Annotated in this window: 28 protein-coding genes; 14 read left to right on the top strand and 14 right to left on the bottom strand. The window is 64.1% G+C overall.

Features of this window, described 5'->3' with window-relative positions; translation table 11 throughout:
• Window positions 1–175 precede the first annotated feature (175 nt).
• Window positions 176–2,242: a hypothetical protein gene (locus NLY42_RS15215; protein ID WP_032895888.1), complete on the top strand. Its 2,067-nt coding sequence runs from the start codon at window positions 176–178 to the stop codon at window positions 2,240–2,242.
• A gap of 28 nt (window positions 2,243–2,270) precedes the next feature.
• Here the strand turns inward: NLY42_RS15215 and NLY42_RS15210 are convergent, their stop codons facing one another.
• Complete coding sequence (locus tag NLY42_RS15210) at window positions 2,271–2,459, bottom strand: hypothetical protein (RefSeq protein WP_023672434.1); 189 nt, start codon at window positions 2,457–2,459, stop codon at window positions 2,271–2,273.
• A gap of 91 nt (window positions 2,460–2,550) precedes the next feature.
• Window positions 2,551–3,006 (bottom strand): manganese-binding transcriptional regulator MntR, encoded by a 456-nt coding sequence (gene mntR, locus NLY42_RS15205; protein ID WP_023683789.1) that lies wholly within the window; start codon window positions 3,004–3,006, stop codon window positions 2,551–2,553.
• Between the two features lie 257 nt (window positions 3,007–3,263).
• On the opposite strand from mntR, the gene NLY42_RS15200 reads away from it, so the two are divergent.
• From NLY42_RS15200 to NLY42_RS15190, 3 genes are all read left to right on the top strand, one after another.
• The gene (locus tag NLY42_RS15200) at window positions 3,264–4,622 is read left to right on the top strand and encodes an Nramp family divalent metal transporter (RefSeq protein ID WP_023672432.1); all 1,359 of its coding nucleotides are present in this window, start codon (window positions 3,264–3,266) and stop codon (window positions 4,620–4,622) included.
• Window positions 4,623–4,775: 153 nt separating this feature from the next.
• Entirely contained in the window at window positions 4,776–5,633 is an 858-nt protein-coding gene (locus NLY42_RS15195; protein ID WP_023754537.1) for a protein-L-isoaspartate O-methyltransferase family protein, read from the top strand.
• A 117-nt stretch (window positions 5,634–5,750) separates the two neighbouring features.
• Window positions 5,751–6,401 (top strand): dihydrofolate reductase family protein, encoded by a 651-nt coding sequence (locus NLY42_RS15190; protein WP_023754538.1) that lies wholly within the window; start codon window positions 5,751–5,753, stop codon window positions 6,399–6,401.
• Between the two features lie 63 nt (window positions 6,402–6,464).
• On the opposite strand, the gene NLY42_RS15185 is transcribed toward NLY42_RS15190, so the two are convergent.
• Window positions 6,465–7,343: a LysR family transcriptional regulator gene (locus tag NLY42_RS15185; RefSeq protein ID WP_502882135.1), complete on the bottom strand. Its 879-nt coding sequence runs from the start codon at window positions 7,341–7,343 to the stop codon at window positions 6,465–6,467.
• An 87-nt stretch (window positions 7,344–7,430) separates the two neighbouring features.
• Between NLY42_RS15185 and NLY42_RS15180 the strand changes: the two genes are divergently transcribed.
• Window positions 7,431–8,030, top strand: a complete 600-nt coding sequence (locus tag NLY42_RS15180; RefSeq protein ID WP_023672428.1) for a LysE family translocator — start codon at window positions 7,431–7,433, stop codon at window positions 8,028–8,030.
• 163 nt (window positions 8,031–8,193) lie between these two features.
• On the opposite strand, the gene NLY42_RS15175 is transcribed toward NLY42_RS15180, so the two are convergent.
• Window positions 8,194–8,988 (bottom strand): SDR family NAD(P)-dependent oxidoreductase, encoded by a 795-nt coding sequence (locus tag NLY42_RS15175; RefSeq protein WP_023754540.1) that lies wholly within the window; start codon window positions 8,986–8,988, stop codon window positions 8,194–8,196.
• A 180-nt stretch (window positions 8,989–9,168) separates the two neighbouring features.
• Here NLY42_RS15175 and NLY42_RS15170 point away from each other — a divergent pair, with 180 nt between their 5' ends.
• Window positions 9,169–9,633: a MarR family winged helix-turn-helix transcriptional regulator gene (locus NLY42_RS15170; protein WP_023754541.1), complete on the top strand. Its 465-nt coding sequence runs from the start codon at window positions 9,169–9,171 to the stop codon at window positions 9,631–9,633.
• Between the two features lie 29 nt (window positions 9,634–9,662).
• Here the strand turns inward: NLY42_RS15170 and NLY42_RS15165 are convergent, their stop codons facing one another.
• The gene (locus NLY42_RS15165) at window positions 9,663–10,841 is read right to left on the bottom strand and encodes an MFS transporter (RefSeq protein ID WP_023683782.1); all 1,179 of its coding nucleotides are present in this window, start codon (window positions 10,839–10,841) and stop codon (window positions 9,663–9,665) included.
• Window positions 10,842–11,040: 199 nt separating this feature from the next.
• On the opposite strand from NLY42_RS15165, the gene NLY42_RS15160 reads away from it, so the two are divergent.
• On the top strand, window positions 11,041–11,397 hold the full coding sequence (locus NLY42_RS15160; protein WP_023683780.1) for an ArsR/SmtB family transcription factor: 357 nt from the start codon (window positions 11,041–11,043) through the stop codon (window positions 11,395–11,397).
• 23 nt (window positions 11,398–11,420) lie between these two features.
• Here the strand turns inward: NLY42_RS15160 and NLY42_RS15155 are convergent, their stop codons facing one another.
• Complete coding sequence (locus NLY42_RS15155; RefSeq protein ID WP_023754542.1) at window positions 11,421–11,891, bottom strand: nucleoside deaminase; 471 nt, start codon at window positions 11,889–11,891, stop codon at window positions 11,421–11,423.
• Between the two features lie 176 nt (window positions 11,892–12,067).
• On the opposite strand from NLY42_RS15155, the gene NLY42_RS15150 reads away from it, so the two are divergent.
• The 3 genes from NLY42_RS15150 (at window position 12,068) to carB (ending at window position 17,884) form a co-directional block, all read left to right on the top strand.
• Window positions 12,068–12,844, top strand: a complete 777-nt coding sequence (locus NLY42_RS15150; RefSeq protein ID WP_023754543.1) for a metallophosphoesterase family protein — start codon at window positions 12,068–12,070, stop codon at window positions 12,842–12,844.
• Window positions 12,845–13,092: 248 nt separating this feature from the next.
• Window positions 13,093–14,145, top strand: coding sequence for an SH3 domain-containing protein (locus NLY42_RS15145; protein ID WP_348528059.1), 1,053 nt, complete (start codon window positions 13,093–13,095; stop codon window positions 14,143–14,145).
• Window positions 14,146–14,380: 235 nt separating this feature from the next.
• Entirely contained in the window at window positions 14,381–17,884 is a 3,504-nt protein-coding gene (gene carB, locus NLY42_RS15140) for a carbamoyl-phosphate synthase large subunit (protein ID WP_023754545.1), read from the top strand.
• Window positions 17,885–18,217: 333 nt separating this feature from the next.
• Here the strand turns inward: carB and NLY42_RS15135 are convergent, their stop codons facing one another.
• From NLY42_RS15135 to NLY42_RS15125, 3 genes are all read right to left on the bottom strand, one after another.
• Window positions 18,218–18,610, bottom strand: coding sequence for a Rid family hydrolase (locus NLY42_RS15135; protein WP_023672419.1), 393 nt, complete (start codon window positions 18,608–18,610; stop codon window positions 18,218–18,220).
• Between the two features lie 237 nt (window positions 18,611–18,847).
• Window positions 18,848–19,312 (bottom strand): cupin domain-containing protein, encoded by a 465-nt coding sequence (locus NLY42_RS15130; RefSeq protein WP_023754546.1) that lies wholly within the window; start codon window positions 19,310–19,312, stop codon window positions 18,848–18,850.
• 300 nt (window positions 19,313–19,612) lie between these two features.
• Window positions 19,613–20,164, bottom strand: coding sequence for a DUF4142 domain-containing protein (locus NLY42_RS15125; RefSeq protein WP_023754547.1), 552 nt, complete (start codon window positions 20,162–20,164; stop codon window positions 19,613–19,615).
• Between the two features lie 325 nt (window positions 20,165–20,489).
• Here NLY42_RS15125 and NLY42_RS15120 point away from each other — a divergent pair, with 325 nt between their 5' ends.
• Entirely contained in the window at window positions 20,490–20,828 is a 339-nt protein-coding gene (locus NLY42_RS15120; RefSeq protein WP_023754548.1) for a hypothetical protein, read from the top strand.
• Window positions 20,829–21,115: 287 nt separating this feature from the next.
• Here NLY42_RS15120 and NLY42_RS15115 read toward each other — a convergent pair whose 3' ends face one another.
• A complete protein-coding gene (locus NLY42_RS15115) occupies window positions 21,116–21,604 on the bottom strand; it encodes a GNAT family N-acetyltransferase (RefSeq protein ID WP_023754549.1) in 489 nt (162 codons plus the stop codon).
• 5 nt (window positions 21,605–21,609) lie between these two features.
• Entirely contained in the window at window positions 21,610–22,539 is a 930-nt protein-coding gene (locus NLY42_RS15110; RefSeq protein WP_023754550.1) for a lytic transglycosylase domain-containing protein, read from the bottom strand.
• A 177-nt stretch (window positions 22,540–22,716) separates the two neighbouring features.
• Between NLY42_RS15110 and NLY42_RS15105 the strand changes: the two genes are divergently transcribed.
• A complete protein-coding gene (locus NLY42_RS15105; RefSeq protein WP_023754551.1) occupies window positions 22,717–23,298 on the top strand; it encodes a methylated-DNA--[protein]-cysteine S-methyltransferase in 582 nt (193 codons plus the stop codon).
• Window positions 23,299–23,460: 162 nt separating this feature from the next.
• Here NLY42_RS15105 and NLY42_RS15100 read toward each other — a convergent pair whose 3' ends face one another.
• Window positions 23,461–23,787, bottom strand: coding sequence for a hypothetical protein (locus tag NLY42_RS15100; protein WP_023695754.1), 327 nt, complete (start codon window positions 23,785–23,787; stop codon window positions 23,461–23,463).
• Window positions 23,788–24,085: 298 nt separating this feature from the next.
• On the opposite strand from NLY42_RS15100, the gene NLY42_RS15095 reads away from it, so the two are divergent.
• Entirely contained in the window at window positions 24,086–24,298 is a 213-nt protein-coding gene (locus tag NLY42_RS15095; RefSeq protein ID WP_015316174.1) for a cold-shock protein, read from the top strand.
• A 230-nt stretch (window positions 24,299–24,528) separates the two neighbouring features.
• Window positions 24,529–24,729, top strand: a complete 201-nt coding sequence (locus NLY42_RS15090; RefSeq protein ID WP_023671961.1) for a hypothetical protein — start codon at window positions 24,529–24,531, stop codon at window positions 24,727–24,729.
• A gap of 100 nt (window positions 24,730–24,829) precedes the next feature.
• Here the strand turns inward: NLY42_RS15090 and NLY42_RS15085 are convergent, their stop codons facing one another.
• The gene (locus NLY42_RS15085; RefSeq protein ID WP_023689726.1) at window positions 24,830–25,690 is read right to left on the bottom strand and encodes an EAL domain-containing protein; all 861 of its coding nucleotides are present in this window, start codon (window positions 25,688–25,690) and stop codon (window positions 24,830–24,832) included.
• Window positions 25,687–26,586 carry an EAL domain-containing protein gene (locus NLY42_RS15080; RefSeq protein WP_023728195.1) on the bottom strand — a complete coding sequence of 300 codons (900 nt, stop codon included), beginning with the start codon at window positions 26,584–26,586 and terminating at the stop codon, window positions 25,687–25,689. The genes NLY42_RS15085 and NLY42_RS15080 overlap by 4 nt, the downstream gene beginning before the upstream one ends.
• Between the last annotated feature and the right edge of the window lie 141 nt (window positions 26,587–26,727).

The raw sequence follows: 26,727 nt of genomic DNA, 5'->3' as shown, positions 1-26,727 counted from the left end.
TATGCAAATTTTCGGCTGGCCTGGCCGATTGTCGTGGCCCAGTCCGACCCAACAGACAATTATCGCAATGGTTGCGCCAAGTCACAGTATTTTTCGTGGCGGCGGCATCGCGTTCGCACTCTGGTCGAGGCGGCATGCGCGCTGTAGCATCCGGTTCGAACGGGGTGTCGGGGACTTGCGGACGATCGGTCGATTTCTGCTGCTGGCCGTGGTGCTATGCCTCGGCCCGTCGCCGGCGCGCGCCGTGACGCTCGATTCCAGCGTCGCCGTGACCGACCCCGAGACATTGCAGGCGCTTGAGCGTGGCGGCCTGTCGATCAGCCGCCTGCTCGGCCCGGCGCTGGGTCTCACGCGCGAGGTCGACAATCGCGGCCTGTTTTCGGTGCGCGCGCTGACCCCTGTGCGCAACGCCGTCAAGCAGGAGATCGCCGACGAGCCTGCCAATAGCCCCGATCCTTACGTCGCGGCCATGGCCAAGTCGAAGGACACCAGCCAGAAATTCAACCCGAAATACATCGACGATGACGGCTCGACGCTCGACCTGACCGGCGTCGTCAACCGCATGGACCGCGGCTATCTCGGCCACACCGAATGCGGCGAGATCAGGCTGATCTACCGCTTCCACTATTCGGTGGCGGAGAAGCCCACGAAGGGAAAGACAGCGCAACGCATCTCGTCGCGGCTGCCGCTGACCATGAGTCTGGTCTTCAACGCCAGGCCCGGCGAGGCTCGCCCCCGCGCTTCGAGAGACCGTCCAAGCGCCACCGCCGTTTCCTGTGCCGAAATCGCCAAGCGCTGGCTCGCCGCCGGCCAGAAGAACCTTGCGCCCGAGCAACTGGCAGCCTGGCTGCGCTCCGACGAAGGGCCGCTCTCCAACGCCATGCTGAATTCGTCGCAGATCATGCGGCTTGAGCTGAACATGCAGGTTCTCCGGCTGTCGGCCTCGAGCCGCCGCGACTTCGGTGGCCACGCCGAATATCTCCTCAAGATTTTCAAATGGGACCCAACGACGTCCACCTTCCAGGAATCGAAGATGGAGAACCAGATCGACCGGAAAGTGGTTCTGGCCGACCGGCCGGCCTTCGCCAAATGGCTGCTCACCGACCGCAACATCTACGATCTCGACCGCGGCCGGCTGGTCATCGGCGACAAATTCCTGGCGACCAGCGCCGTCTCGGTCGCACCCGGCGGCATGGCCAGATCGCAAAACAACATCGCCTATGGGCTGCTCGATGATGCTGACATCGACAGGGCGTTGCAGGATTATGTCGCCAGGGGCAACACGCTGCGCAGCGTGAAATCGGTGGCCGGCTTCAATCTGCGTCTCAACGAAATGACCTGCACCGGCTGCCACCAGACGCACGGCATTGCCGGCTTCCACTATACAGGCGCCGATCCGGCCAATGAGCCGCGCCGCAACGCCGTCTTCGTCCCCGGCTCGGCGGTGTTCTTCGCCGACCTGCCGCGCCGCCGCGCGATCGTCGAGGACTTCGCCACAGGCGGCCATCCGGATTTCTCCCGCGGCTTCGCCGCCCGTCCGGACGCCAAACTCGCCGAAGCGCTGAAAGGCACCGATCTCTACAATGGCTGGGGCTCGATCTGCTACAGCGGCGAGGATGCGAGCTTCAAGGACTGGAGCTGCGGCGAAAGCCTGCGCTGCGCCGGCGTCCATGAAAGCGACATCCATCCGGGCTTCGGCACCTGCGTCAGCGAGGCGGCCACCGAAGTCGGCGACCCCGTCGAGTTTGGCGAGATCAAGATGTCGAGCTGGGGCAGCGACAAATATTGCCGCCTGTCGCCGGCCACCGCAAAAGCCTGCGCCATCGATCCGGCGCGCGACAAGAAACCGGTAATCAAGCTCGCCGGCTATGGCGCGGCGCGCCAACGCTACGACAACCCCGAGCAGAAGACCGGTGGCTTTCCCGGGGGCATGCTGCGCAAGGCAAGCTGCGACAAGCTTCCCGACGAGGCGACTTGCGGCCGCCTCGCCAAGACCGGTTTCAACGACTGCATCGCGTCGGGCAAGGACCACAAATTCTGCACCAAGGAATTCACCAAGACCGCCGGCCTGCGCGCCTGCGACAAGGCGCATCCCTGCCGCGAGGACTATATCTGCACCGCCGGCTACGACGATCTGGCCGCAGCCAAGCCTGGCAAGGGCTCCTGCATTCCGCCCTATTTCATCTTCCAGTTCCGCGTCGACGGCCATCCGCGCAGTTGGGTGCAGGACACCGAGGAATGAGCGGCAGGTTGCCGCTTGCGAACAGAACTCAGATCTTCTGCTTGGTGCCGGCGCTTTTGCCGTCCGAGCTTTTGGAGCGTTCCTCGAAACGCGCGGCGCCCTTTTTCAGCGCATGGCCGGTTTCGACCTCGGTCTTGCGTTCGTCCTTTGCCGCTGCCTGCCTCAAACCCTCGGCCGCCTGCTTGCCCTTCGCGGTCGGTGCCTGTTCGACGCCCATGTTTTCCTCCTTGGCGCGCAACAATCACGCGCAACGTCAGGAGCAACGAGCCTGACGTGCGGAGGTTCCAGTGGTGCGGCCCCGGCACCCCTCAGCGCGGCGCGATCATCGCCTTGCGAAAGGCTTCCAGCGTCTCGGCGCTGACATGATGCTCGATGCCCTCGGCATCGATGCGCGCCGTCTCGGCGCTGACACCGAGCGAACGCAAAAACGCTTCTACCGTCTGGTGGCGGATGCGGCTCTCTTCCGCCACCTTGCGCCCGGCGTCGGTCAGGAACACACCGCGATAGGGTTTTCTGGAAACGAGCCCGTCGGCGCACAGCCTGGTCAGCATCTTGGCCACCGTCGGCTGGGCGACACCCAGCCGCGCAGCAATATCGACCTGACGCGCCTCATTGCCGTCCTCGATCAGGTCGGCGATCAGCTCGACATAATCCTCGACCAGCGCGCCGCGGCGCGCTTCGCGCTGCTGCCGGAACCCTTTCGAATGAATCTCGGCGTCCGGCAGCGGCTCCTCGCGTCCAACCCGTCTGTGCTTCAGCGCCAACACGCGCTCCTTCCTATCTTTTGACAAGAATCGGCTTTGGGCAAAGCAATCGCCCTTTGCCATTCATAGCACGGGCTTAACTATTCCAGCCGTTTATTTCCATTCCATGGCAGGCGCAACCGGCGTTTGCGATCCCCTGCCGGCCTGCCGGTCGGCGCAACAGGAAGCACATACAATGAAATATAGCCTATTGCATAATGTTGAGCCCTGGCATAGATAGGATGACGTCAACCGATCCACCCAGTGGAAAGCCCTCCATGTCCGAAGCTGACGCTACCTTGGGATCATCCTGGCGATTTGACAGGCCGGAGGACAATCCTCCCAGCCTGCGCGAGGTGAACTCCACGATCGCGGTGCCACAGTCCGGCGTCTGGTTCCGTCGCCTGTTCGCCTTCATGGGACCGGGCTACATGGTCTCGGTCGGCTATATGGATCCGGGCAACTGGGCCACCGACCTCGCCGGCGGCGCCCAGTTCGGCTACACGCTATTGTTCATCATCATGCTGTCCAACCTGATGGCGATCCTGCTGCAGGCGCTTGCCGCCCGGCTTGGCATCGCCACCGGCCGCGACCTCGCCCAGGCCTGCCGCGCCTATTATCCGCGTCCCGTCAGTTTCGTGCTGTGGATCGCCTGCGAACTCGCCATCATCGCCTGCGACCTCGCCGAGGTGATCGGCACGGCGATCGCGCTGCAGCTTCTGTTCGGCATTCCGCTGATCGGCGGCGCGTTGCTGACGGCGCTCGACGCCTTCATCGTGCTGCTCTTGATGAACAAGGGTTTCCGCTATCTCGAAGCCTTCGTCATCGCGCTTCTGATCATCATCTTCGGCTGTTTCGCCATCCAGATCTTTGCCGCTGCCCCTCCGGTCGGCTCGATCCTGCATTCGATGTTCGTGCCGTCGACGGAGATCGTCACCAATCCGGCGATGCTATACATCGCCATCGGCATCATCGGCGCCACGGTGATGCCGCACAATCTCTACCTGCACTCCTCGATCGTACAGACACGCGCCTATGAACGGACCGAAAAAGGCAAGCGCGACGCCATTAAATGGGCGACGACGGACTCGACCATCGCGCTCGTCCTGGCGCTGTTCGTCAACGCCTCGATCCTGATCGTCTCGGCGGTGGCCTTCCATGGCACCGGCCATCAGGATGTCGCCGAGATCGGCCAAGCCTTCGAGCTCTTGTCGCCACTGCTCGGCCTCGGCATCGCCTCCATCCTGTTTGCGGTGGCGCTGCTGGCCTCCGGCCTCAACTCGACGGTTACGGCAACGCTTGCCGGCCAGATCGTCATGGAAGGCTTTTTGCGCCTGCGCATTCCGCAATGGGCGCGCCGGCTGCTGACGCGCGGCATCGCCATCGTCCCGGTGGTGGTCGTCACCGCGCTCTATGGCGAAAAGGGCACCGGCCAGTTGCTGGTCTTCAGCCAGGTGGTACTGTCGATGCAGCTGCCCTTCGCGGTCATCCCGCTGGTGCAGTTCGTCTCCGACAAGAAGAAGATGGGCAACCTTGCCATTCCCCGCGGCGTGGCGGTCCTCGCCTGGGTCGTCGCGGCGGTCATCCTGGTGCTCAACTTCAAGCTGCTCTACGACACCGTCTTCGGCGTCGGCTGAGTTTCTTCTGGAGCAGTTCGCCGTTTCGCCGAAACGGCGAACTGCTCTATCTCTTGTTTTGACGCAATTCCGGGCGGAAAGCCGCCTCACACTTTTCCTGGAATTGCTCAAGACGGCGACAAACCGGTGGCTTGCGCTATCTTACCGGCCATCATGACAAGTGTCGAAGACGCCAGGAAATTTTACGCGCAGCTGATGGCGGCCAATGCCGGCTCGGCCGATCCGCGCCTCGAAGAGGCGTTCGCCACCGTTCCGCGCGAGGCTTTTCTCGGTCCCGGACCCTGGGCGGTAGTCGCCGGCAGGGCGCTCACCACCGGCAACGGCAAGATCATGACGCCGAGCGCCGATCCTGTTCACATCTATCAGGACGTGCTGGTGGCGCTCGATGCCGACAAGGGCATCAACAATGGCGAACCCTCCCTGCACGCCATGTGGATAGGCAGGATCGCTCCCAGACCGGACGAGGCCGTCACCCATATCGGCGCCGGCACCGGCTACTACACCGCCTTGCTGGCCCGGCTGGTTGCGCCCGGCCCGGTGACCGCCTTCGAAATGGAGGCCGATCTTGCTGCCAGAGCGACAAAGAATCTCGAGACCTACGGCAATGTAAGCGTCATCCACGGCGATGCCGTCACCGGCGATGTGCCGCCGTCCGACATCATCTATGTCAATGCCGGTGTCGTCGCACCGCCGGCTGCCTGGCTGCGGGCGCTGAAACCCGGTGGCCGCATGATCTTTCCCTGGCGCCCGTCCCAGAGCGTCGGCCTGGCCGTGATGGTGACCCGCACCAAACAAGGTTTTGCCTGCGACCCCTTCATGCGCTCGTGGTTCATCCCCTGCGTCGGCGCCTCGGTCGCCGGTTCGGCGGCCAAAATCCCCGACCTCCAGAAGGCCGCGCGCAGCCGTTCGATCTGGCTGACATCAGACAGGGCGCCGGACCGGACCGCCACCGCCATCATCGGCGATGTCTGGTTTTCGTCGCAGGCGCTTGGCGGCGGGCGACGGCGGTAGGTACTCTTGTCGGCCGGCAGCGTTTTTTTGCCAACGCCTGTCGGGCGGCCGCAGGCCTGTCCGTCCTTAGATAGAAATCCGGCCCTGACGGCGCGGATCCTGGAAAAGGAAAATCCAATGCGAAAGATCATCGCCGCCACCTTCGTCAGCCTCGATGGCGTCATGCAGGCGCCAGGCGGCCCGGAAGAAGACCCGGTTGGCGGCTTCGAGTTCGGCGGCTGGACGTTCCACTACTTCGACGAGGTGGCGGGCGTGGCCATGGAGGAATTGTTCTCCAAGCCCTTCGCCCTGCTGCTCGGCCGCAGAACCTACGACATCTTCGCCGCGTACTGGCCGTACCAGAAAGATGCGATCGGAGACGTCTTCAACCCCGCGATCAAATATGTGGCGACACATCGGCCGGATTCGCTCACCTGGGAGAACACGCAATGGCTTGAGGAAGATATCGTCGCGGCGTTGCGCCGCCTCAAGAAGGAAGATGGGCCTGACCTGCTCATCCAGGGTTCGAGCGAACTGATCCAGACCTTGCTGGCCAACGGTCTGATCGACGAAATCCGGCTGATGATCTTCCCGCTGCTGCTGGGCAAGGGCAAGCGGCTGTTCGATGGTGGTGCGATGCCGGCCGCTTTCAAGCTCGTCAAGTCGCAGGCTACCACCACCGGCGTCATCATGGCGACCTACGAACGCGGGGGTGAGGTCAAGGTCGGGTCGTTCGCCACGCAAGAGCCGTCAGAGGCCGAGCTCGAGCGCCGTAAGAACTGGAAGTGACAGGGACAGGCTTGGCACCTTTCCTCTCCCCCGATCGACGGGGGAGAGGAAATGCAAGTTCTGTCAAGCCGCCACAGCCCGCCGTGCCAACCCACCCCGGATATACCGCGCGAACTCCTGCGCTGCCGGCGCCGTGCCGTACTTCGGCAAATGCAGATTGATGGAAAAATTCGGCAGCGGCGGCAGCCCGGCATCGAAAGGCAGGATGTCGAGGTCGGCGGGCACGGTGGAGGCCAGCCAGGCGGTGACGGCAAGGTCGGAGCGCACCGTCGCGGTCGTGGCGTCGATGTTGCCGTTCTCGAACACGGTGCGCCATTCCAGCCCGTGCTCGTTCAGCGCCGACAGCACCACCGGGCGGAAGGCGCAGGTGTCGGCGACGATCGACACCGGCAGCGGCCGCTTGGCGCGGGCGACGCCGCCCTTGGCCCCCACCCAGACCAGCCGGTCAATGGTCAGGCACTCACCGGCCGACGGGCCGACCCGTTCCTCGATGACGGCAAGGTCGATGGTGCCGGCCGCGAGGGCCGCGGCAAGGTCCGGCGAAGCCGCACAGAGCAGTGAAATCTCGACCTGCGGATAGGTCTCGGCATAGGCCTTCAGCACCGGCGCCAGCAAAGTGCCGACAAGGTCATAGGGAACACCGAGCCGCACCTGGCCGGCGACCTCGGTGCCCGCCATCTCGGCCCAGATCTCGTCATTGAGGCCAAGCAACCGTTTGCCCTTGCCGAACAGCCGCTCGCCGGGCCGCGTCAGCCGCAAGCCACGCCGGTCGCGCTCGAACAGGCTGCAGCCGAGCGCTTCTTCCAGCCGCTTGATCTGCTGGCTTACGGCGCCTTGCGTCAGATGCAGCGCGTTCGCCGCCGCCGTCATGCTGGCCTTGTCGGCGACAGTGACGAAGGTGCGGATCAGCGCTGTGTCGAGGTTGCGGATCATGGTTGGCATTATATCTGCTAATGCCAACCATCGCAAACATTGCATTTACTGAAGTATGCGGAAGTCTACCATTGGGCTTTTGATGAAGGACGCCTCATGTTGCAGCCCATCTTTCCGCTCATCCTGTTTGCCTTCGTGGCCACCGTCACGCCCGGCATCGCCACCACCCTGTCGACTGCCTCAGGTGCACAGTTCGGTTTTCGCCGTTCCGTTCCCCTATTGATCGGCAGCGCTGCCGGCCTCGCCACCGTGACCGCTGCTGCCGCCGCCGGGCTCGCCGGTCTGCTGCTGGCTATGCCTTCGCTGCAACTGGCGATGAAAATCATCGGCTCGCTCTATCTCATCTGGCTGGCAATCAAGATCGGCCGCGCCGGGCCGCCCAATCTCGATGTGGCGATGGCAAAACCCAACAGCTTCTTCGGCGGCGCCGGCATTCAATGGATGAACCCGAAGGGCTGGGCGATGGGACTGGGGGCGGCGGCCTCGTTCGCAGCCCTTGCCGACGGGCCGGGACAACTCGCGCTGCTGCTCGGCTCGACCTTCGGCCTCACTGCAGCCGTCTCGCTGTCGATCTGGTGCGTGGCGGGCATGGTGCTGGCACGGCTGCTCGAGACCGAATGGCAATGGCGCGCGCTCAACATCGTGCTGGCGCTGGTGCTGGCTGCATCGATCATACCGATGTGGCGGGGAGCGTAAACGCAGAGGTCGGCGCCAGTACCCCCCACCCGGACCTGCGGTCCGACCTCCCCACAAAGGGGAGGTAGGGGAGCGCGCACTTTACCCTCCCCCTTGTGGGGAGGGCCGCGAACGTAGTGAGCGGGGTGGGGGTCCTGGTTCGCGAAGCGAACCAGCTCTCTCCTCAAGCCGCGTAGCGGGCAGCCGGCTTGTCGGCGTGCAGGCTGCCGTAGAAGACTTGCCTTGCGCCGAGGAACGTGTCCAGCTTGGCTGTGTCGGCAAGTGCCGGCACGGTGACGGCTTCGCCCCTGGATAGGCCCACAAGCGCGGCATCGACCATATCGTCGGCGGACATGATGATCTCCTTCGGCAGATTGTCGATATCACCGCCGGCAAGCTCCCAGAAATCGGTCCGGGTCGCGCCCGGCAGCACCGCCTGCACCTTCACATTGGTGCCGGCGACTTCGCGGTGCAGGGCCTCGGTGAAGTTGACGACATAGGCCTTGGTGCCGCTGTAGATGCCGCCGAACGAGGTATCATAGGCGAGCACGGAGGCGATGTTGACGATGGCGCCGCGGTTGCGCGCAAGAAGCCCCGGCAGAACGGCGCGGGTCAGGCGGGTCAAGGCGATGACGTTGACCTTGATCATGCGCTCGGCCTCGTCGGCGTCGGCCGTTGCCACCACCTGCTGGCCGCCGATACCGGCATTGTTGACCAGCAGCGTGACGCTATCGTCGGCTGCGATCGCTTGCTCGACCCGGCGCACATCATTGTCGTCAGCAAGATCGGCTGATATCACGCTGACCTTGCGCTTGTAGGCATAACGCAGCTTTTCAGCCAGTTCCTCCAGTCGGTCGGCGCGCCGCGCCACCAGCACCAGATCGTAGCCCTGCCCGGCCAGCCGGTCGGCATAGACAGCACCTATGCCGGCCGATGCGCCGGTGACGACTGCGGTACCCTTGTTGTCCTGTCCACTCATTGTCTTGTTCCTTTTTTCTGCCCGGCGAGACAGGTCGATGACCCTCGCCCCGGCCTGATTTCTAATTAGTTGCATATGCCACTTTCCCGGAAGTAGGCATATGCCACCATCTTGTCAACGGAGGCGGCAGAAACTATTTCTGCGGCAGGCCGGCAGCGGTTTTGCCGGCAAGGAGTCGTGATGACCAAGACCGCGCTGCCGGGATTTAGCCTTTGCAACAACGCCACGCTTCGGCGGGCCGCGCGCAAGCTCGGCCGCTTCTATGACGATGTAATCTCGCCTTCGGGTCTGAAGGGCACGCAGTACGGCCTGCTCTACCAGATCCATGTCAGCAACGAGCCGGCGATGGGCACGATAGCCGAAGCGATGGTCATGGATCTCTCGGCGCTCGGCCATACGCTGAAGCCGCTGATCCGCGACGGCTATGTCGACACCTTCGCCGACAAGGACGACCGCCGCGTCAAGCGGGTGCGGCTGACGCCGCAAGGCCAGGCCAAGCTCGAGGAGACGACGAAATTGTGGACCATTGCCCAGCAGCGCTTCGAGGCGCTGGTCGGCCCGCAACGAGCGGCAGATCTGCGCGCTATGCTGGATGAAGTCGCGGCGCTGGACTACGACGTGCCCGCGGCCGCCCCTTCAAGCTGAAAGAGCGGCCGCCAGTGATTTGCAAAGGTCTATTCCGCCGGCATGGCGACCGGCCGGGCCGCCCAGCGGCCGGCCAGCACCACGCCAAGCCCGATCAGCGGGAAGATGGCGGCGACCAGGCCGAGGTCGGCCGGCACGCCGTAGCGCAGCACGGCGCCGCCGACCACCGCACCCAGCGCCACGCCGAGATAGAGCGCCGAAGCGTTGAGCGACAGCACGATCGGGGCGGCGTCGGGCGCCAGCTTGATGATGCGGCTGGCCTGCGCCGGCGGAAATGCCCAGCCAACCATGCCCCACGGCACCATCATGGCCATCAATGCCGGCCCGGCGAGATGCTGCGGCAGGAAGGTCGGGATGACCGAGAGCATCACCAGCATGACGGCGCTCAGCGCCAGCGACCAGCCGACGGTGCGCGTCGCACCAAAACGGTCGGCCGCCTGGCCGCCGGCTATGTTGCCGATGACGGCGCCGACACCGAAGGCGAGCAGCATGCCGGGCAGCGCAATCGGGCTGAGGCCGCCGCTCTGGATGGCCAGCGGCGCGATATAGGAAAACACCGAGAAGGCGCCGATCAGGGCAAGAGCGGTGGTCAGCAGGATCGGCATGACGCCGGGGCGCAGCGCCGCAGCCAGCCGCCGCCTGAGCGGCAGCTTGGTGCCGACAATTCCGCGCGGCAGCCGGTACCACAGGATGGCGCCGACCAGCGCGCCGAGCCCGGCAATGGCAAAGAAGGTCCCGCGCCAGCCGGCTATCGTGGCAACCAGCGCGCCGAGCGGTGCACCCAGCGCAACCGCCACCGTGGTTCCGCCGACGACGACTGCAATGGCCCGCGCCCGGTGGTGGTCATCGACCAGCGCCACCGCCGTGCCTTGAGCGGTCGCGGCAAACAGGCCTGACGACAGCGCCATGATGATGCGGGCAATGAGCAGCAGCTCGAAGGACGAGCTCAGCGCCGCCACCACATTGCCGATGACGAAGAACGCCAGCGTCCACAAGATGACGCGGCGCCGGTCCCATTCGCCGGTCAGCGTTGCCAGGATCGGCGTGCCGATGGCGTAAGCCAGCGCGAAGGCGGTGATCAGGGTGCCGGCGAGCGGAATGGAAATGCGGGCGTCGGTGGCGATATCAGGCAGCAGGCTGGAGATGACGAAGCCTTCGGTCGAGATCGTGAACGATCCGAGCGCAAGCCAGAAGAGGCGCTTGTCCATAGGGCGTGTCCTTAGTTCAAAACTTATTGAACAATTGGACATAACAGGACATGATGTCAATGAAGCCAGGTGAAAATAGCTGAAGCCTGCTGACAGCCCTGTGTCAGGACAGCCATTGGGCCAATCGCGAAACGGACTGTGCATGCCCGCGAAAGATCGACGCGTTGAAATCGCCACCGACTGTGCTTAGTTTCGGGCCATGACTTTGCCGCACCCCAATACAGACCAGATCAGCCTGCCGGTTGTGCTCGGCGTGCTTGGCGACCCGACCCGGCTCGCCATCGTGCGCTATCTCGCCAGCAAGGAAGGCGTGCCGCTGAACTGCAGCCGGTTCCTCGACCTCGGCTCCAAGACCAATCTCAGCTATCACCTGGCCAAACTGCGCGAGGCCGGCGTCACCCGCGCCGAAGTGGCCGGCACCAACCGGATGATCACGCTGCGCCGCGCCGACCTCGACGCCCGCTTCCCCGGCCTGCTCGACAGCGTGATTGCGGCGGCCGGAGATGACCCGGCTCTACCCATCGTCGGCGGCCACGACATCGAAATGCCGGCGTAGCTGGTGCCGAAGTCAGGCCGCTCCTAGCGCTGCCAAAAACCGATATGCGGGGCGAGGAGTTCCTCGTCCATCTCGGGGAAAGGGCCGTGGACCTCGACCGGCTTCTGCCCGGAGCCGAAGACTGTGCGCGACGAGAGGTTCATCGTCGGATTCTCCGCGTGGTTGCCGGTCAGCGCGAGAAGCTTGGTCTCCTCGAAGCCGTAGACCAGCCGGCCGATATTGGCCCAGTACAGCGTTCCCGTGCACATCGCACAGGGCTCGCCGGTTGTGACCAGCGTGCAGGACCAGAGGAAATCCGGCGGATAGGCGTCCGAGGCACGCCGGGAGAGCTCGGTTTCTGCATGGCGCACGGTGTTGATGTTTCCTTGCCGCATCAGGATGCGATCGTCGGGGCCGACGAGCACGCAGCCGAAAGGATGGTGCCCATGCGCGGCAGTCTCGCGCGCGACGTTATTGGCGGCGCGGAGGTGGGCAACCATCTGGTCGCGGGTCATCGCCTGTCCTCCCCCTGATGAACTCTGGAACGTCATGGACGCTAGCAGATGGAGTGCTTCCGCGATAGCCAGCTCCCGGCTGTCTCGAACGGCCTCAAGGGCTTGATAATGAAGGCAGCGGCTTGATAGGAAGCCGGGCCGCAAGCCTCAACGGGCTGCATCAAGGGAGCCCTCGCATGCGCATTGCCGTTCTCGCCGATATCCATGGCAATGTGCTGGCGCTGGATGCCGTCCTCGCCGATCTCGAGAGACGCGGCGGCGCCGATCTCACCGTCAACCTGGGCGATTGCGTCTCCGGCCCACTGTGGCCGCGCGAGACGTTCGAGCGGCTCGAAGCGCTCGACCTGCCGACGGTGCGCGGCAACCATGACCGCCGCGTCGCCGTCGATCCGGCCGACGATACGATGTGGGCTTCTGACCGGTACGCCCAGGAGCGGCTGACGGAGACGCAGCGCGAAGCCCTGCTCGCCCTGCCCTTCACGCTGGAGATTGTTCCCGGCGTGGTCGCTTTCCATGCGCGGCCCGACCATGACGAGAAATACCTGCTCGACGCGATCGTCGATGGCCAACTGGTGCGCGCGCCGCTTGCCGCTATTCAGCGGCGGTTGCAGGCGCTGGACCCGGCCTGCCGCATCGTGCTGTGCGGCCACAGCCACCGCGCGGAACTGGTCCGTATCCCCGGCGGCCCCATCCTCTTCAATCCCGGCAGCGTCGGCGCCCCCGCCTATGAAGATGACACGCCCCCGGCGCACGTTTCGGAGCAAGGCAGCCCGCATGCGCGCTACGGCATCCTCACCTTGGATGGCGAAGAACCCGACCGTTTTGAGACCATCGCCGTCGACTACGACCACGAAGCGGCGGCGAGACAGGCCGCACAGGCGGGCCGACCGGAATGGGCGCATGCGCTGAGGACCGGCTTCATGCCCAAACCCTCTTGGCAAGGCTCCGCTTGACCGCATGGCTGCGCCCTGCCTCGGCCTCGCGGCACCAAACATCGGACGCATTTTCAGACTTACATGGCCGCGTATCGTCCCTTATAAAACCGCCTTGGCATACGGCAGGACTGCTGCCGCAAGGGTAATCGGCGCACGGCCAAATGATGAGGCGCACAATCCGAACCATTTTGCATCGACTGACTGGCGCTCCGCTCCTGCGGGCAGCCCGGTTGTTGGCGGGTCCGTTGGTGGTGGGCCCGTTGTTGGTGAGCTTGCCGGCCAATGCCGAGGACGCGCCTGCCGACATCGTTTCCATCGTGACCGAGCTCGGCCCAGGCGATCTCCTCAACATCCGCGCCACGCCGTCGCCTGTGGGCAGAACTCAGGCGCGCCTGCCGATCGGCTCGAGCGTCAGGAATTTCGGCTGCAACGAAGTGGACGGCCACCGCTGGTGCAAGGTCGAGGAGATCGACAATCCACTGGTCAAAGGCTGGGCGCCCGCGCGCTATCTTATCCCCGACAATCCGACCGTGGTCGAAGTTGACGCCGCGCCGCCCCAGGTGACCGCCAGCGCTGAAGCCGGCGGCCCGACGCTCGCGCCCGACATGTCGACGCAGCCGGCCGACGTGGCCGCAGCGCCCCGGACGACTGCACCCGCCGCCTCTGCCGCTCCGGCTGCACCCACTCAGGCTCCACCCACCCCGGCTGCACCCGCGCCGGCTCCACTCGACCTGACGGAGCGCCTTGGCGGCACGAATCCAGGCGCGCCGAAGTCCGCCGCCGAGATCGGCAGGACCGCCATGCAGGATGCTTACGGCCTTGCCTTCGCAGCGAATGAAAGTCCGCCGACGGATGAAATCCCTGCCACAGAGGCTCCGGCAACGGAGGCCACAGGGACGCCGGAACTCGCCGCCGCCGCGTCTGCGGGAGCAGCGCCGGATACAGCGTCCGCGCCGGGGGTACTATCCCCGACGCCACGGCCAGACCAGGCCAAAGCTGCGACCGCTACGCAAACCGTTGCACGGCTGGAACCCCCGCCCGCCCCCGGCGCCACCGCCGACATCCCCTGCGCGCGCTATGTCGGCCAGCCGATGACCCGCTGCGCCGTCAACATCGTCCACAAGGGCACTGACAAGGCCGATATCACCGTGACCTGGCCCGATGGCGGCACCCGCGTCATCTCCTTCTCTGCCGGGATGCCGGCCAACTCGGATTCGCCCAGCGAGTTCCGCTTCACAAGGGAAGGCAGCCTCAACATGATCCGGATCGGCGCTGCCGAGCGGTTTGAGATTACGGATCAGCTCGCGCTGGGGGATTAGGTGTCAGGCAGTAGGGAATGGGCAATAGGCGCCTTAACCTCGCTCCTGCCTAATCCCTGCTGCCTGATCCCTACTGCCTAATCCCTACTGCCTAGCCTCATTTTCGGGGTTACATCTCCCAAAACTCTTCCCTATAAGGCCCTCCTAGCCTGATACCAGAATCGCAAGCACAACCGGCCGGGTCTTCCCGTCCCGGTTTTTCGTGCAAGCCGCTCGCCGAACGGAACTCACAACGATGCCAAGACGCACCGACATCAAGTCGATCCTGATCATCGGGGCCGGCCCCATCGTCATCGGCCAGGCCTGCGAGTTCGACTATTCCGGCACACAGGCCTGCAAGGCGCTGAAGGAAGAGGGCTTCCGCGTCATCCTGGTCAATTCCAACCCGGCCACCATCATGACCGACCCGGAACTGGCCGACGCCACCTATATCGAGCCGATCACGCCTGAAGTCGTCGCCAAGATCATCGCCAAGGAGCGGCCCGACGCGCTGCTGCCGACCATGGGCGGCCAGACCGCGCTCAATACCGCTCTGTCGCTGCGCCGCATGGGCGTGCTCGAGCGCTACAATGTCGAGATGATCGGCGCCGACGCCACGGCGATCGACAAGGCTGAGGACCGGGCGCTGTTTCGCGAGGCGATGAAGAAGATCGGCCTGGAAACGCCGAAGTCGATGCTGGCCAATGCCACCGACGTCAAGAACGCCGACCGCAAGACCCATGAGGCCGAGCGCGCCGCCGTCAAGGCCGAGGCGCCTGCCGACCTCGATGCCGCGCTCGACGCGCTGGAAACCCGCTGGAACCTCGGCGAAGGCGACCGCAAGCAGCGCTACATCAGCCATGGCATGGCGATCGCCGCGCAGGCGCTCGACCATGTCGGCCTGCCAGCCATCATCCGCCCGTCCTTCACCATGGGCGGCACCGGCGGCGGCATCGCCTACAACCGTGCCGAATTCTACGACATCGTCCAGTCCGGCCTCGACGCCTCGCCGACCACCGAAGTGCTGATCGAGGAAAGCGTGCTCGGCTGGAAGGAATATGAGATGGAGGTCGTCCGCGACAAGGCGGACAATTGCATCATCGTCTGCTCGATCGAGAACATCGACCCGATGGGCGTGCATACTGGTGACAGCATCACCGTCGCCCCTGCCCTGACGCTGACCGACAAGGAATACCAGATGATGCGCAACGCCTCGCTCGCGGTGCTGCGCGAGATCGGCGTCGAGACCGGCGGCTCCAATGTGCAGTTCGCCGTCAATCCGGCCGATGGCCGCCTCGTCGTCATCGAGATGAACCCGCGCGTCTCGCGCAGTTCCGCCTTGGCTTCGAAGGCGACCGGCTTCCCCATCGCCAAGATCGCGGCCAAGCTTGCCGTCGGCTACACGCTGGACGAGCTGGAGAACGACATCACCGGCGGCGCCACGCCTGCTTCGTTCGAGCCGTCGATCGATTACGTCGTCACCAAAATCCCGCGCTTTGCCTTCGAGAAATTCCCCGGCGCCGAGCCGGTGCTGACCACCGCCATGAAGTCGGTCGGCGAAGTCATGGCCATCGGCCGCACCTTCCAGGAATCGCTGCAGAAGGCTTTGCGTGGCCTGGAGACCGGCCTGACCGGCCTCGACGAGATCGAGATCCCCGGCCTCGGCCACGGCGCCGTAGCTGCCAACCACGCCGACGACCGCAACGCCATCCGCGCAGCGCTCGGCACGCCGACGCCCGACCGGCTGCGCATGGTGGCGCAGGCGATCCGCATGGGCACCTCGCTGGAAGACGTGCACGCAATGTGCAAGATCGACCCGTGGTTCCTCGAACAGATCGCCGGCATCGTTGCCATGGAAGCCCGCATCCGCGAGCACGGCATTCCGCAAGACGCCGTCAATCTGCGCATGCTGAAGGCGATGGGCTTCTCCGATGCCCGCCTCGCGTCGCTGACGAAGACCGACGCCGAAGTGATTCAAAAGGTTCGCGAAAAGCTCGACGTTCATCCAGTTTATAAGCGCATCGACACCTGCGCCGCCGAGTTCGCCTCGCCCACCGCCTATATGTACTCGACCTATGAAGTGCCCTTCGCCGGCGCGCTGGCCAATGAAGCGCAAGTGTCGTCGCGAAAAAAAGTCGTCATCCTCGGCGGCGGTCCCAATCGCATCGGCCAGGGCATCGAGTTCGACTATTGCTGCTGCCATGCCGCCTTCGCTCTGCGCGACGCCGGCTATGAAGCGATCATGATCAACTGCAACCCCGAGACGGTCTCGACCGACTACGACACCTCCGATCGGCTCTATTTCGAGCCGCTGACGGCCGAAGACGTGTTGGAGATCCTGCGCGCCGAACAGGCCTCGGGCGAACTGGTCGGCGTCATCGTCCAGTTCGGCGGCCAGACGCCGCTGAAGTTGGCCGATGCGCTGGAGAAGGCCGGCATCCCTATCCTGGGCACGTCACCCGACATGATCGATCTCGCCGAAGACCGCGACCGTTTCCAGAAGCTGCTGCACAAGCTCAACCTGACCCAGCCGAAGAACGGCATCGCCTATTCGGTCGAGCAGGCCCGCCTCGTCGCCGGCGAGCTCGGCTTCCCGCTGGTGGTACGCCCCTCCTACGTGCTCGGCGGCCGCGCCATGCAGATCATCCATGACGAGGGCATGCTGCAATCCTATCTGCTCGACACCGTGCCCGGCCTGGTGCCGGAGGACATCAAGCAGAAATACCCCAACGACAAGACCGGCCAGATCAACACGCTCTTGGGCAAGAACCCGCTTTTGTTCGACACCTATCTCTCGGGCGCCATCGAGGTCGATGTCGACTGCCTGTGCGACGGCACGTCGACCTTCGTGTCGGGCATTCTGGAGCACATCGAGGAGGCCGGCATCCACTCCGGCGATAGCGCCTGCTCGCTCCCTGTTCACTCGCTGCCTTCCGAGCTGGTCGACGAGCTGGAGCGCCAGACGGCGGCGCTTGCCCGCGCGCTCAACGTCGGCGGCCTGATGAACGTGCAGTATGCGATCAAGGACGGCACGGTCTATGTGCTGGAGGTCAACCCGCGCGCATCGCGCACCGTGCCCTTCGTCGCCAAGACCATCGGGCGTCCGATTGCGAAAATTGCGGCCCGCATCATGGCCGGCGAAAAGCTGGAAGACGCCTTCGCCCATTACGGCGCCATGCCCGACCCCAGGAACCCCGGCCACATCGCCGTCAAGGAAGCCGTCTTCCCCTTCGCCCGCTTCCCCGGCGTCGACATCCTGCTTGGCCCGGAAATGCGCTCGACCGGCGAGGTCATGGGCCTCGACCGCGATTTTGCGCTGGCCTTCGCCAAGAGCCAGCTCGGCGCCGGCGTCGACCTGCCGCGTTCCGGCACGCTGTTCGTATCGGTGCGCGACGAGGACAAGGCCGGCATCCTGCCGGCGGTCAAGCGCCTCGCCGGCCAGGGCTTCAAGGTGTTGGCGACATCCGGCACGGCCCGCTTCCTCGCCGAAAACGGCGTCGACGCCCAGAAGATCAACAAGGTGCTGGAGGGCCGCCCCCACATCGAAGACGCCATCCGCAACCGCCAGGTCCAGATCGTCTTCAACACCACGGACGGCCAGAAGGCGGTGTCGGACTCCAAGTCGCTGCGGCGCGCCACGCTGATGCAGAAGGTGCCGTATTACACGACGCTGTCGGGTGCTGCCGCAGTGGCCGAGGCGATTGCGGCGCTGAAGGCGGGGAGCCTCGAGGTCAGGCCGCTGCAAGAGTATTTTGCGTAGGCGATATGCCTATCTCTCACTGTGAGGAGACAAAAGGTAGGCCGAAGGACGGCACAGGTCCAGCAAACATCGCGCCTCTGTGGAAACCTTGCGCCCAGCCCACGCGTCCATCGGCGCCTGGCAACACCTGATTCTCCAGATCAACCTACAATTTCAACCTGCTTAGAAAACTCCAAAAATGTAGGCTGGTGAATTTGCTTAAGTGATTCAATAACACCTACAAAATTTGGGACCGATTTCTGTACAGCGACCCCAGTTGGCTTGATGAGGGCGGCGGAAGGCAAAGGCTGACGATGCGCCGATCCAGCTTCCCTCACAAGGGAGGAGGAAAACTCACCCCACTGCCACACACTCGATCTCGATGTCGAACTCCATCGGCCATGACGCCACCGGCACGAAACTCCGCGCCGGCGGGTTGACGCTGAAATACCTAGCATAGACCCGGTTGATGGCGTTGTAGAAGCCGGAATTGACTGCGTAGATGCGCACCATCACCACATTGTCCAGCGAGGTGCCGGCCGCTTCCAGGCAATGCTTCAGCGCCTTCAGCGACGCCTCGGTCTGGGTTTCGATGTCGCCGCGCACCATCTCGCCGGTCACCATGTCCACAGGCGGCGTCGCCGAGATGAACACGAAGCCATTGGCCCTCACCGCCGTCGAGCAGGGCAGCCCGAGCGCCCGTACCTTGGCCGACATGACGGGCACTTCGATGACTTCTTTTTTCACGGTGATGCTCCCTTTGTTTGCCAAGCTGGCGCCAAGGCCCCCTCACCAGCCTCCGCTTCGCTCGGCTGACCTCTCCCCGAGGGGAGAGGAGCCGGTCAGCGCCAGCGCTTCCCTCTTCTCCCCAGCGGGGAGAAGGTGGCCGCGAAGCGGTCGGATGAGGGGGCCGGCGCCACCTTTAATCGTGAGGAACTTATCCCCCCACCCAGCGAACACCAGCGCCGAAGCATGGTCCAGCCCTCACCCCTGCCCCGGATACAGCGTCCCGTCCTTGTGCAGAAACCTGCCATCCGAACTCGGGCTCATCATGTCGATGTCGGAGCAAGTGATGAGATCATCCGGATTGCGCGAGCCGACCTCGAGATAGCGCGCCGTTGTGGACGAGCGGTTGATCATGTGGTGGCCGTTGCCGCTGTTCTTGGCGAAGGCAGTACTATCGCCGGCCTTGAGCAGCGTCTCGCCGCCATCCTCGACCAGCACCAGTTCGCCTTCCAGCACATAGACGAACTCATCCTCATGGCTGTGCCAGTGGCGCTGGCTCGACCAGCCGCCTGATGGCAGGGTCATCAAGTTGACTCCGAAATCGGTCAGGCCGCCGGCATCGCCGAGGCGGTGGCGTGTGCGCTCGGCGCAAGGGGCGTCGAAGGGTGCGGGGTAGCCGGAGCCCTTGCGGACAGGCACGGTGGACAGGTCGATCTTGGGCATGGGAGCTCCATTGAATTGGTGGCGGCAGTGTATGTCACTGCCGGCGCAGCCACAGAGCCACTTTGCCGCAATGCCTTGCCAACGGCTGGCATCGGCCGTCGCACTCTACGGCGCCCCCCTCTGTCCTGCCGGACATCTCCCCCACAAGGAGGGAGATTGGCTGTCGCCTCAGCCTTCGCCAATTTTCACCGCAAGAAAATGCACGGCGCCGACGCTGCTGATCTCCCCACTCGTGGGGGAGATGTCCGGCAGGACAGAGGGGGGCGCCGTAGAATGCTATTGCTGGCCAGTCACCAGCCCTCAACCCTGATGCGCGGCCGCGAGTTCCTTCACGTGCTTCTCGTGCATCTTCAGCGTCGGCAGCGTCTTCTTGGCGAATTCCTTCATCGCCGGGTCGTCGCCCGAGTTGACATAGGTGCTGAACAGGGCAACGGCCTCCTTGTGCGCGTCCGTCTGCATCTGGATGTACTTGGCGTCAAAATCCTTACCGCTTGCGCTCTTCAACTCGTCGAGCATTGCCTGCTCCTTCGGCTGCAGGGCCGGTCCCGCGGCTTTGGTCGAACCGGTGGTCTGGCCCTGGCTCAGCGCCGCCTTGAACTCCTTGCCGGCTTTGGTGTGGTCCTTGACCATCTGCTTGGCGAATTTCCTGACGTCAGCCGCCTTGGATTTCTCCTCGGCGAGCTTGCTCGACTGGATTTCGAATTCGTTGGAACTAGGCACGGTCTTGACGAAGGTTGGGGTATCGACCTTGCTGGCGGCCATGGCAGGCGCGACCGCAGTCGAGTTGGCCGCAAGGGCGGCAGGGGCACCGGCGAACAAGGCGACGGCGGCAATGGTGAGAAGCGTTTTCATCTGAAGTCTCCGATTTGAAAATTTCCCTCGGCTAATCAAACGCGGCATTGGCGGCAGGGTTGCGTCCGGAGAACTATTCGTCAGCGACCATCTGCCGAAGAGCCGTCCCGAGCCCCTGGCGGACAAACCTCAGGACAGCACGCCTCGCCATATTGCAGCTGTTCGTTCCAGTTCGGCCGACCCTCAGGCGTGAAATCCATAAGGTTCCACAGGATCGCGCAGATGCCGATGGCGCGCTGATCCTAATGGACGGCGCTGCATTGGGAGCCGGTTGCACTTCCCTGTATTGCGTCTGCAGGTTAGATTTCCGGAGCTGGGGAGACACATGCAAGAGGATGAAGAGATCGATCTGCGCTGCCCGCAAGTGGTGGCCGACAATGCCGCCAAGGGGTTGAGGCTGCGAAGAGAATTCGGCCGGGGCGGCACCGAGATCGGCGTGGTGCGGGCGACGGAACTCAAGAACCGCGAAAAGCTGGCGCCATCCACTATCCGCCGCATGGTCAGCTATTTCGCCCGCCACGAGGTCGACAAGCGCGGCAAGAATTACGGCAATGAAGACAATCCATCGGCCGGCCATATCGCCTGGCTGCTGTGGGGCGGCGACGAGGGCCGCGCCTGGGCGCTTGAGCTCAAAAAGAAGATCGGCAATGCGCCCGATATCTGAGGGCTGCCGTAAAACGACTGGCGGGCCCCAAACCCCCGCCTGGGACCCGCCAAGGAGTGGCTGAACACATGCCGGTGCAGCCGCCCCACATCTGCCAGTCGTCGATCCGCCATCGGTCGAAAGGCATGGATGGTGAGGTAGCATCCGGTTGCGGCGGCCAATGTGAAGCAGTTCACAATCCGGAGGTTTTCAACAGCGCTCGAGCAATTCCAGGAAAGGTGGGAACCGGTTTTCCCGGGAAAAGCGCGTAGCGTTTTCCCCAGGGAATTGCGGCAAGAAAAAAGCCCTTACCCTTCCCATGCGACAGGCATCATTCCCAGCCGCTCGTAGAGCCGGAGCGCGGCGGCGTTCTCGACCGTGTTGGTCTTGAGGTCGACATGGGCCGCGCCTCGATCGCGAAAGGTGTTGAAAGCCTGCCACATCAGCGCTTCGCCAATGCCTTTGCCGCGCGCTTCGGGATGGACCGCGAGGTCCTTGACAAAGGCCCTCGTCCAGCACAGCGCTGCCGCCGCCAGCCGTCCCTTGGCGTCGATGACGAGGAAACACAGCGCCGGGTCGAATTCGGCATCGCTGGATATGCGCGGCCACCATTGGTCGAACGGGCCGTCAGCGCCGTCCTCGAACACCTCGGTCAAAAGCGCATGCAAGGGCTGCGCGTCACCATGTTCGAAGCAGCGCATGGTAAAGCCGTCCGGCCAGTGCGGTGCAACGAGCGTCTCGTCGAGGATCTTGCGCAGCCGGATGTCGTTTGGAGCCGGCGGGCGCGGTTCAGGCATCGCGCTCAGGCGTCGGGCTGCAGCCGGCGGCGCTTGCGGTCGACACCGAGGCCGGTGGCCTCGAGCAGGCCTTTGCGCTTGGCGTCGAAATAATAGCCGGTCTGGTAGAGCCAATCGGCCTTCTTGGCGTTGCCACCCGCCACCAGCCAGGCGCCACGCAGATATTTGACCGCGTATTTCAGATTGGTTTCGGCGTCGAACAAGCCCTTGGCCGGCCCGTCATAGCCCATGCCGCGCGCCGTCGCGTGCTTGATCTGCATCAGCCCCCAATGGCCGTTATTGTAAGCCTTGGGATTGTAGGTGCTTTCGCGGTTGACGACGTGGCGCACCAGATCGACCGGCACCTCGTAGAGAGCAGCGTATTTCTGGATCAGCCGGTCGACGTCGCCGCGCATGCCGGTCGCATGCTCTTCTTCCGGGAGACCGAGCGGCGCGGCGGGGAACTGGCCCAAGGAAGCCGGGTTCTGCGGCACGACATAGGCCACCTGCTGCACGCCGGGCATGGCGTTCTGGCCGCCCTTGGCGGTCGCCGGCATGACAAGGCTGGCAGTCGTATATTGCGCCGCGACCGGCTGTCCGGCGTTGGCGGGCGCAGGCGCCTGCCAAGCATTGGCGGCCATCACCGCAGGCACGGCCGGGGCCGTGGGCGTCGCGCCGGCAAAGGCCGCGGTCGCGGCAACCGGCTGCGCAGCGGCATCGAGCGCTGGCGTGGCCGGCGTCGCTTCGGCCGACTGAACGGGTGTTAAGCCCGAGGATTGCGGCAGCACCGAAACCGTATCGGGCAGCGGCACGGTAAAGCCGGCATCGCTGCCGGCAGCGGTCGCGGTTTCGGTCAGCGCAGGCGTGGCCTTCATCTGCGAGGTCGATTGGCAGCCGCTGAGGGCAGCTGCGCCGACGATCACAGAGATCGCGAAAAGGTTGAATTTTGCTGGCAAGCCGCGCGGGTCCGATTTGTCGTTTGTTAAGAAGTCCTTACACCAGCGATTCCTGGTGGGCAATCGGGACCATCTGGTGGTTTTCGGGTGGCGAGAGCCGGGCTCAGATGCCATATTGTTCTGCATATGTACCGGTCGGTATCCCGGTTTTCGCCGCTTTGCGGAAAGGAGCGCATCATGGAAACGGCATCTTCGATCACAGCCGGCCACGCAGTGTTAGAAACAGTGATCGGCTTCATGGGCATCGCCTGGAGCGAAAAGGGCCTGATCCGGCTCTGCCTGCCCGAAAGGAGCCGCGAAGCAGTGGAGCGCCGGCTGATGCGGCAAGCCGGTGTTGCCGCCAATACCACTGCGAACATTGGGCAGCCGCAATGGGTGGTCGAGCTGATCGCCTCGATCAAGGCGTATGCGTCAGGCGAGGACGTCGATTTCTCCGGTGTGCCGGTCGATCTCGACGGCGTCGACGACTTCCGTCTCGCCATCTACGACGCGGCGCGGAAACTGCATTACGGCGAAACCACCACCTATGGCGAACTGGCCAAGCGCGCCGGCCAAGCCGGCCTGCCGCGCGAAACCGGGGCAGCGCTGGGCGCCAACCCGGTGCCGCTGGTCATCCCCTGCCATCGGATTCTAGCCGCGGGCGGCAAGATCGGCGGCTTCTCGGCGCCCGGCGGCTCGGCCACCAAGGAAAAGATGCTGGCCATGGAAGGCGTGCGCGTCGGCCCGCCGCCGGCGGCGCAGGTCTCGTTCGGGTTCTAAGAGCTTGAATGGTATGCCGGCTGGGTATGTTGAGATTCAGGTCAGGCCGCACCGAGAACTATGGTCTTCGAGAACCGGAGCGGAGCGTACTTAATGTACGTGGGCACCGGACGCGCAGAAGACCACCGTTCGCAGGCCGGCCTCACCTGAATATCAATATGCCTAATGACGGCGCAGGAAGCGGCGGTGAAAATGGTCGTTCTCGACCCGCTTGCAGAGATAGACCGGGCAGGATTCGGTATCGGCGCTCGGCACATAGGCGCGCTTTCTGACCTCGCCGACATTGCAGAATTGCTGGCTCTGCACATAGCGGTCGAAGAGCGGCAGCCCCGGCACGCGCCTGGACTGATAGCGCAGGATGACCGCGCCCTGGCGGGCGATCGTGCCTTGCACCCTGTCGCAGCTCATACGAGTGGGGTCGTAGCGCGAGATCGCCTGCGCCTCGGCGGCCGCCAGCGTCAGGCAGGCGGCAAGCAGAATGGTTTTCACAACCGTTTTCATGACAGTCTCCCAAAACCGGACTAACGCCGTCGGGCGTCCCGATCTTCCCGATTGCTCGACGCTTTCATGCGATTGGGGCGGCCTTTGGGCGGCGCCACCGCAACGCCATTTTTCGAGCCATCTTGTTTTTGGTGCGAAACCCGCCTATATCAGCTCCATTGATATTTCGGCCGATCGATCCGGGCCTCGCGATCTTCGCGTTTGCTGACGTCTATCTCCAAAATCTCGATACAAACCGGCTGAACCTCGGTTCGGTCAAACCAAAGCAAATGCGAGGACTATTCATATGGCAACTGGTACGGTCAAGTGGTTCAATGCCACCAAGGGCTTCGGCTTCATTCAGCCTGATTCGGGCGGTGCGGACGTTTTCGTTCACATCTCCGCTGTTGAGCGCGCTGGACTGTCGACCCTGGTCGAAGGCCAGAAAATCAACTTCGAGATCGAGCAGGACCGCCGCACAGGCAAGTCGTCCGCTGGTTCTCTGAGCAAGGCAGCCTGATTTTGCGATAGCGCGCGCCGGACGAGAGTTCGGGGCGCGCGGCAAGTCACGGATGTACTGACGGTCGCGCGAGAAGCGCGCTGGAGCGGAAAGACCCGACAAGCTGGATCAGCAGATAGCTGCCGGCCCGGACTTAAAGCTCCGATCAGGCTACCGAAAATGGGAAGGCGGGATTTATCCCGCCTTTTTGTTTGTCTGGAATTGGACGATGGCCATGCTAGTTTCGCCCCATGACCAAGCTCGAACAGATTGAAAGATCCATCGCAGCCCTGAACACCAAAGAACTAAAGGCCTTTACCAAATGGTTCGCAGCGTATCAGGCAGAGGTGTGGGATATGCAGATCGAGGCGGACGCCAAGGCTGGCCGGCTGGATAAGTTTGCCGAGCAGGCTTTGGCTGAACTTCACGCGGGCCGAGTTCGCCCTCTTTGAATGCGCGCTACGGCCGAAGGCCGCAAGCCCAACCGGGCATCGCGCCCGTTGGCGTCCGGTCCGGAACGAGCCGCGAAGCGGCGGCAAGCGCGAGCACAAATCAGCGCCGCAGATGCAGCGGCACCACCTTGTTGTCGGCGCCAAGCAGCGCCTCGATCGACAGCGGCTCCCGGTTGAAGATCGTGCCGGCCAGCGCCGGGCGGCCGAGATGGAAACCCTGTAGCAGGTCGACGCCGCCATCCAGCGCGACGCGCAGATGCACGGATTGCTCGATGCCTTCCACCAGCACCTTGGCGCCGCGATCGTGCAGCGACGAGACGAGCGGCCGGAAGAAGCGCTCGGCGGCAGCGTGGCGGCAGAATTCGGCGAACCAGCCGCCGTCGATCTTCACAATATCCGGTTGAAGCAGGCTCATCCGCTCCGCGGTCGAGTGGCCGGTGCCGAAATCGTCGATGGCGATGCGGATGCCGTGGCGCCGCATCTCTCGCACCAGCGGGGCCAGCACATTATCGTCGGCCGCCTGTTCGGTGATCTCGCAGACCAGCATGGCGGCATGCAGGTCGAGATCGCCGAGATGCCGCGTCATCAGCCGGATCTCGGCCAGCGCCCGCCCGAGATGATCGTTGATCATCGGATTGTAATTGAAGAACAGGTCGAGCCCGTCGACGCCGATGTTGCGGAAGTTTTTCAGATGCAGCATCCGGCACATCGTCTCGACAAACAGGCGGTCGCCCGGCGCAACACTGTCGAAGAACATGGCCGGTGCAACCGGCATGGAGGCGCGCTGCGGTTCGATCAGCGCCTCGACGGCAACCGCGGCCAACGCGCCACCGCGTGGCGCAAAGATCGGCTGGTAGGCGCTCTTCAGCCGGAACGCGCCGTAGACGCCGTATTCGATGCCGACCTCGTCGGCAAAGATCGCTTCGCCGATATCGCGACGCCTCTCGCGCTGCCCGGTCATGGCCCGGTCCTGCGCCCGAACACCCTGCCCGGCCGCGCCGGAGGCGCTGCAGTCGGGCCGGCAGGCGTCTTGCCAGGCTCGGCCGCCGCGACAGACGGCTGCCCATCCTTGCCGAAAGCGCGAAAGCTGGTCGGCGCCAGTTCCGGCTTCGCCAGCACGAAGCCCTGCACCATCGATGCGCCGGATTTCTCGGCCAATTCAAGCTGCCAGCCTTCCTCGATGCCTTCGAACACCGTGCGGATGCCCTGTAGTTCGAAGTTCGTCACCATGGCAGTCAAGAGGGCAAAGCCGGCGCCCGATTCCATGAGCTGCGTGATCCAGTGCGCATCGAATTTGACGATGTCGGGCTTGAGCTCCTTGATGCGGTTGATGTCGGATTCATCGGCGCCGTAATCGTCGACGGCAATGCGAAAGCCATTGGCCCGCAGCGCCTCGACAAAGCTGTAGAGCGTTTCCTGCGACGCCGACTTCTGCTCGGTCACCTCGCACACGATGCGGCGCGGATCGATCCCGGCTTCGTGCAGCACCAGCCGCATGTCGCGCAACGCGTTGTCGGCGATGGAGCGCTCGGTAAACACCGACGGATCGAAATTGACGAAGATCGAAGCCTCTTGCGGCAGGCAGGCGCCGGCATTGAGCAAATGCAGCGTGCGCGTCAGCGCCTCGATATGCAGGCGGTCGCCGGCCGGACAGGTGCGGAAGAAGTTCATCGGCGATTGCGGCTCGCCGTCGCGAAACGGCCGGATCAGCCCCTCGAACGCTGCGATCGAGAGCTTGCCGTCCTTGAAGGCGAAGATCGGCTGAAAGGCGCTCTGCAGCGTGTAGGGACCCCAGACACCTGAAGCGGTGCCGTCATCGTGACGGATGATGTGGGCAAGCCCGGTGCTGCGCGACAAGGGTCCCTCGCTCCGCGAGACAGGCGAAATGGCTGGCGATCCTGCCGTCAAAGGTTTTAGCGGCCGTTGATGAATTTAGTCTTGCCGGGGATAGGCGTCGATTGCAGAGCCGCAACGCAGAGTGAAACCGTCATGCACGCG

The organism is Mesorhizobium sp. C372A, assembly GCF_030323245.1.
Lineage (GTDB): Bacteria > Pseudomonadota > Alphaproteobacteria > Rhizobiales > Rhizobiaceae > Mesorhizobium.
Note: the sequence above shows the minus strand (reverse complement) of the source record. Positions and strands in the feature narration are given on the sequence as shown.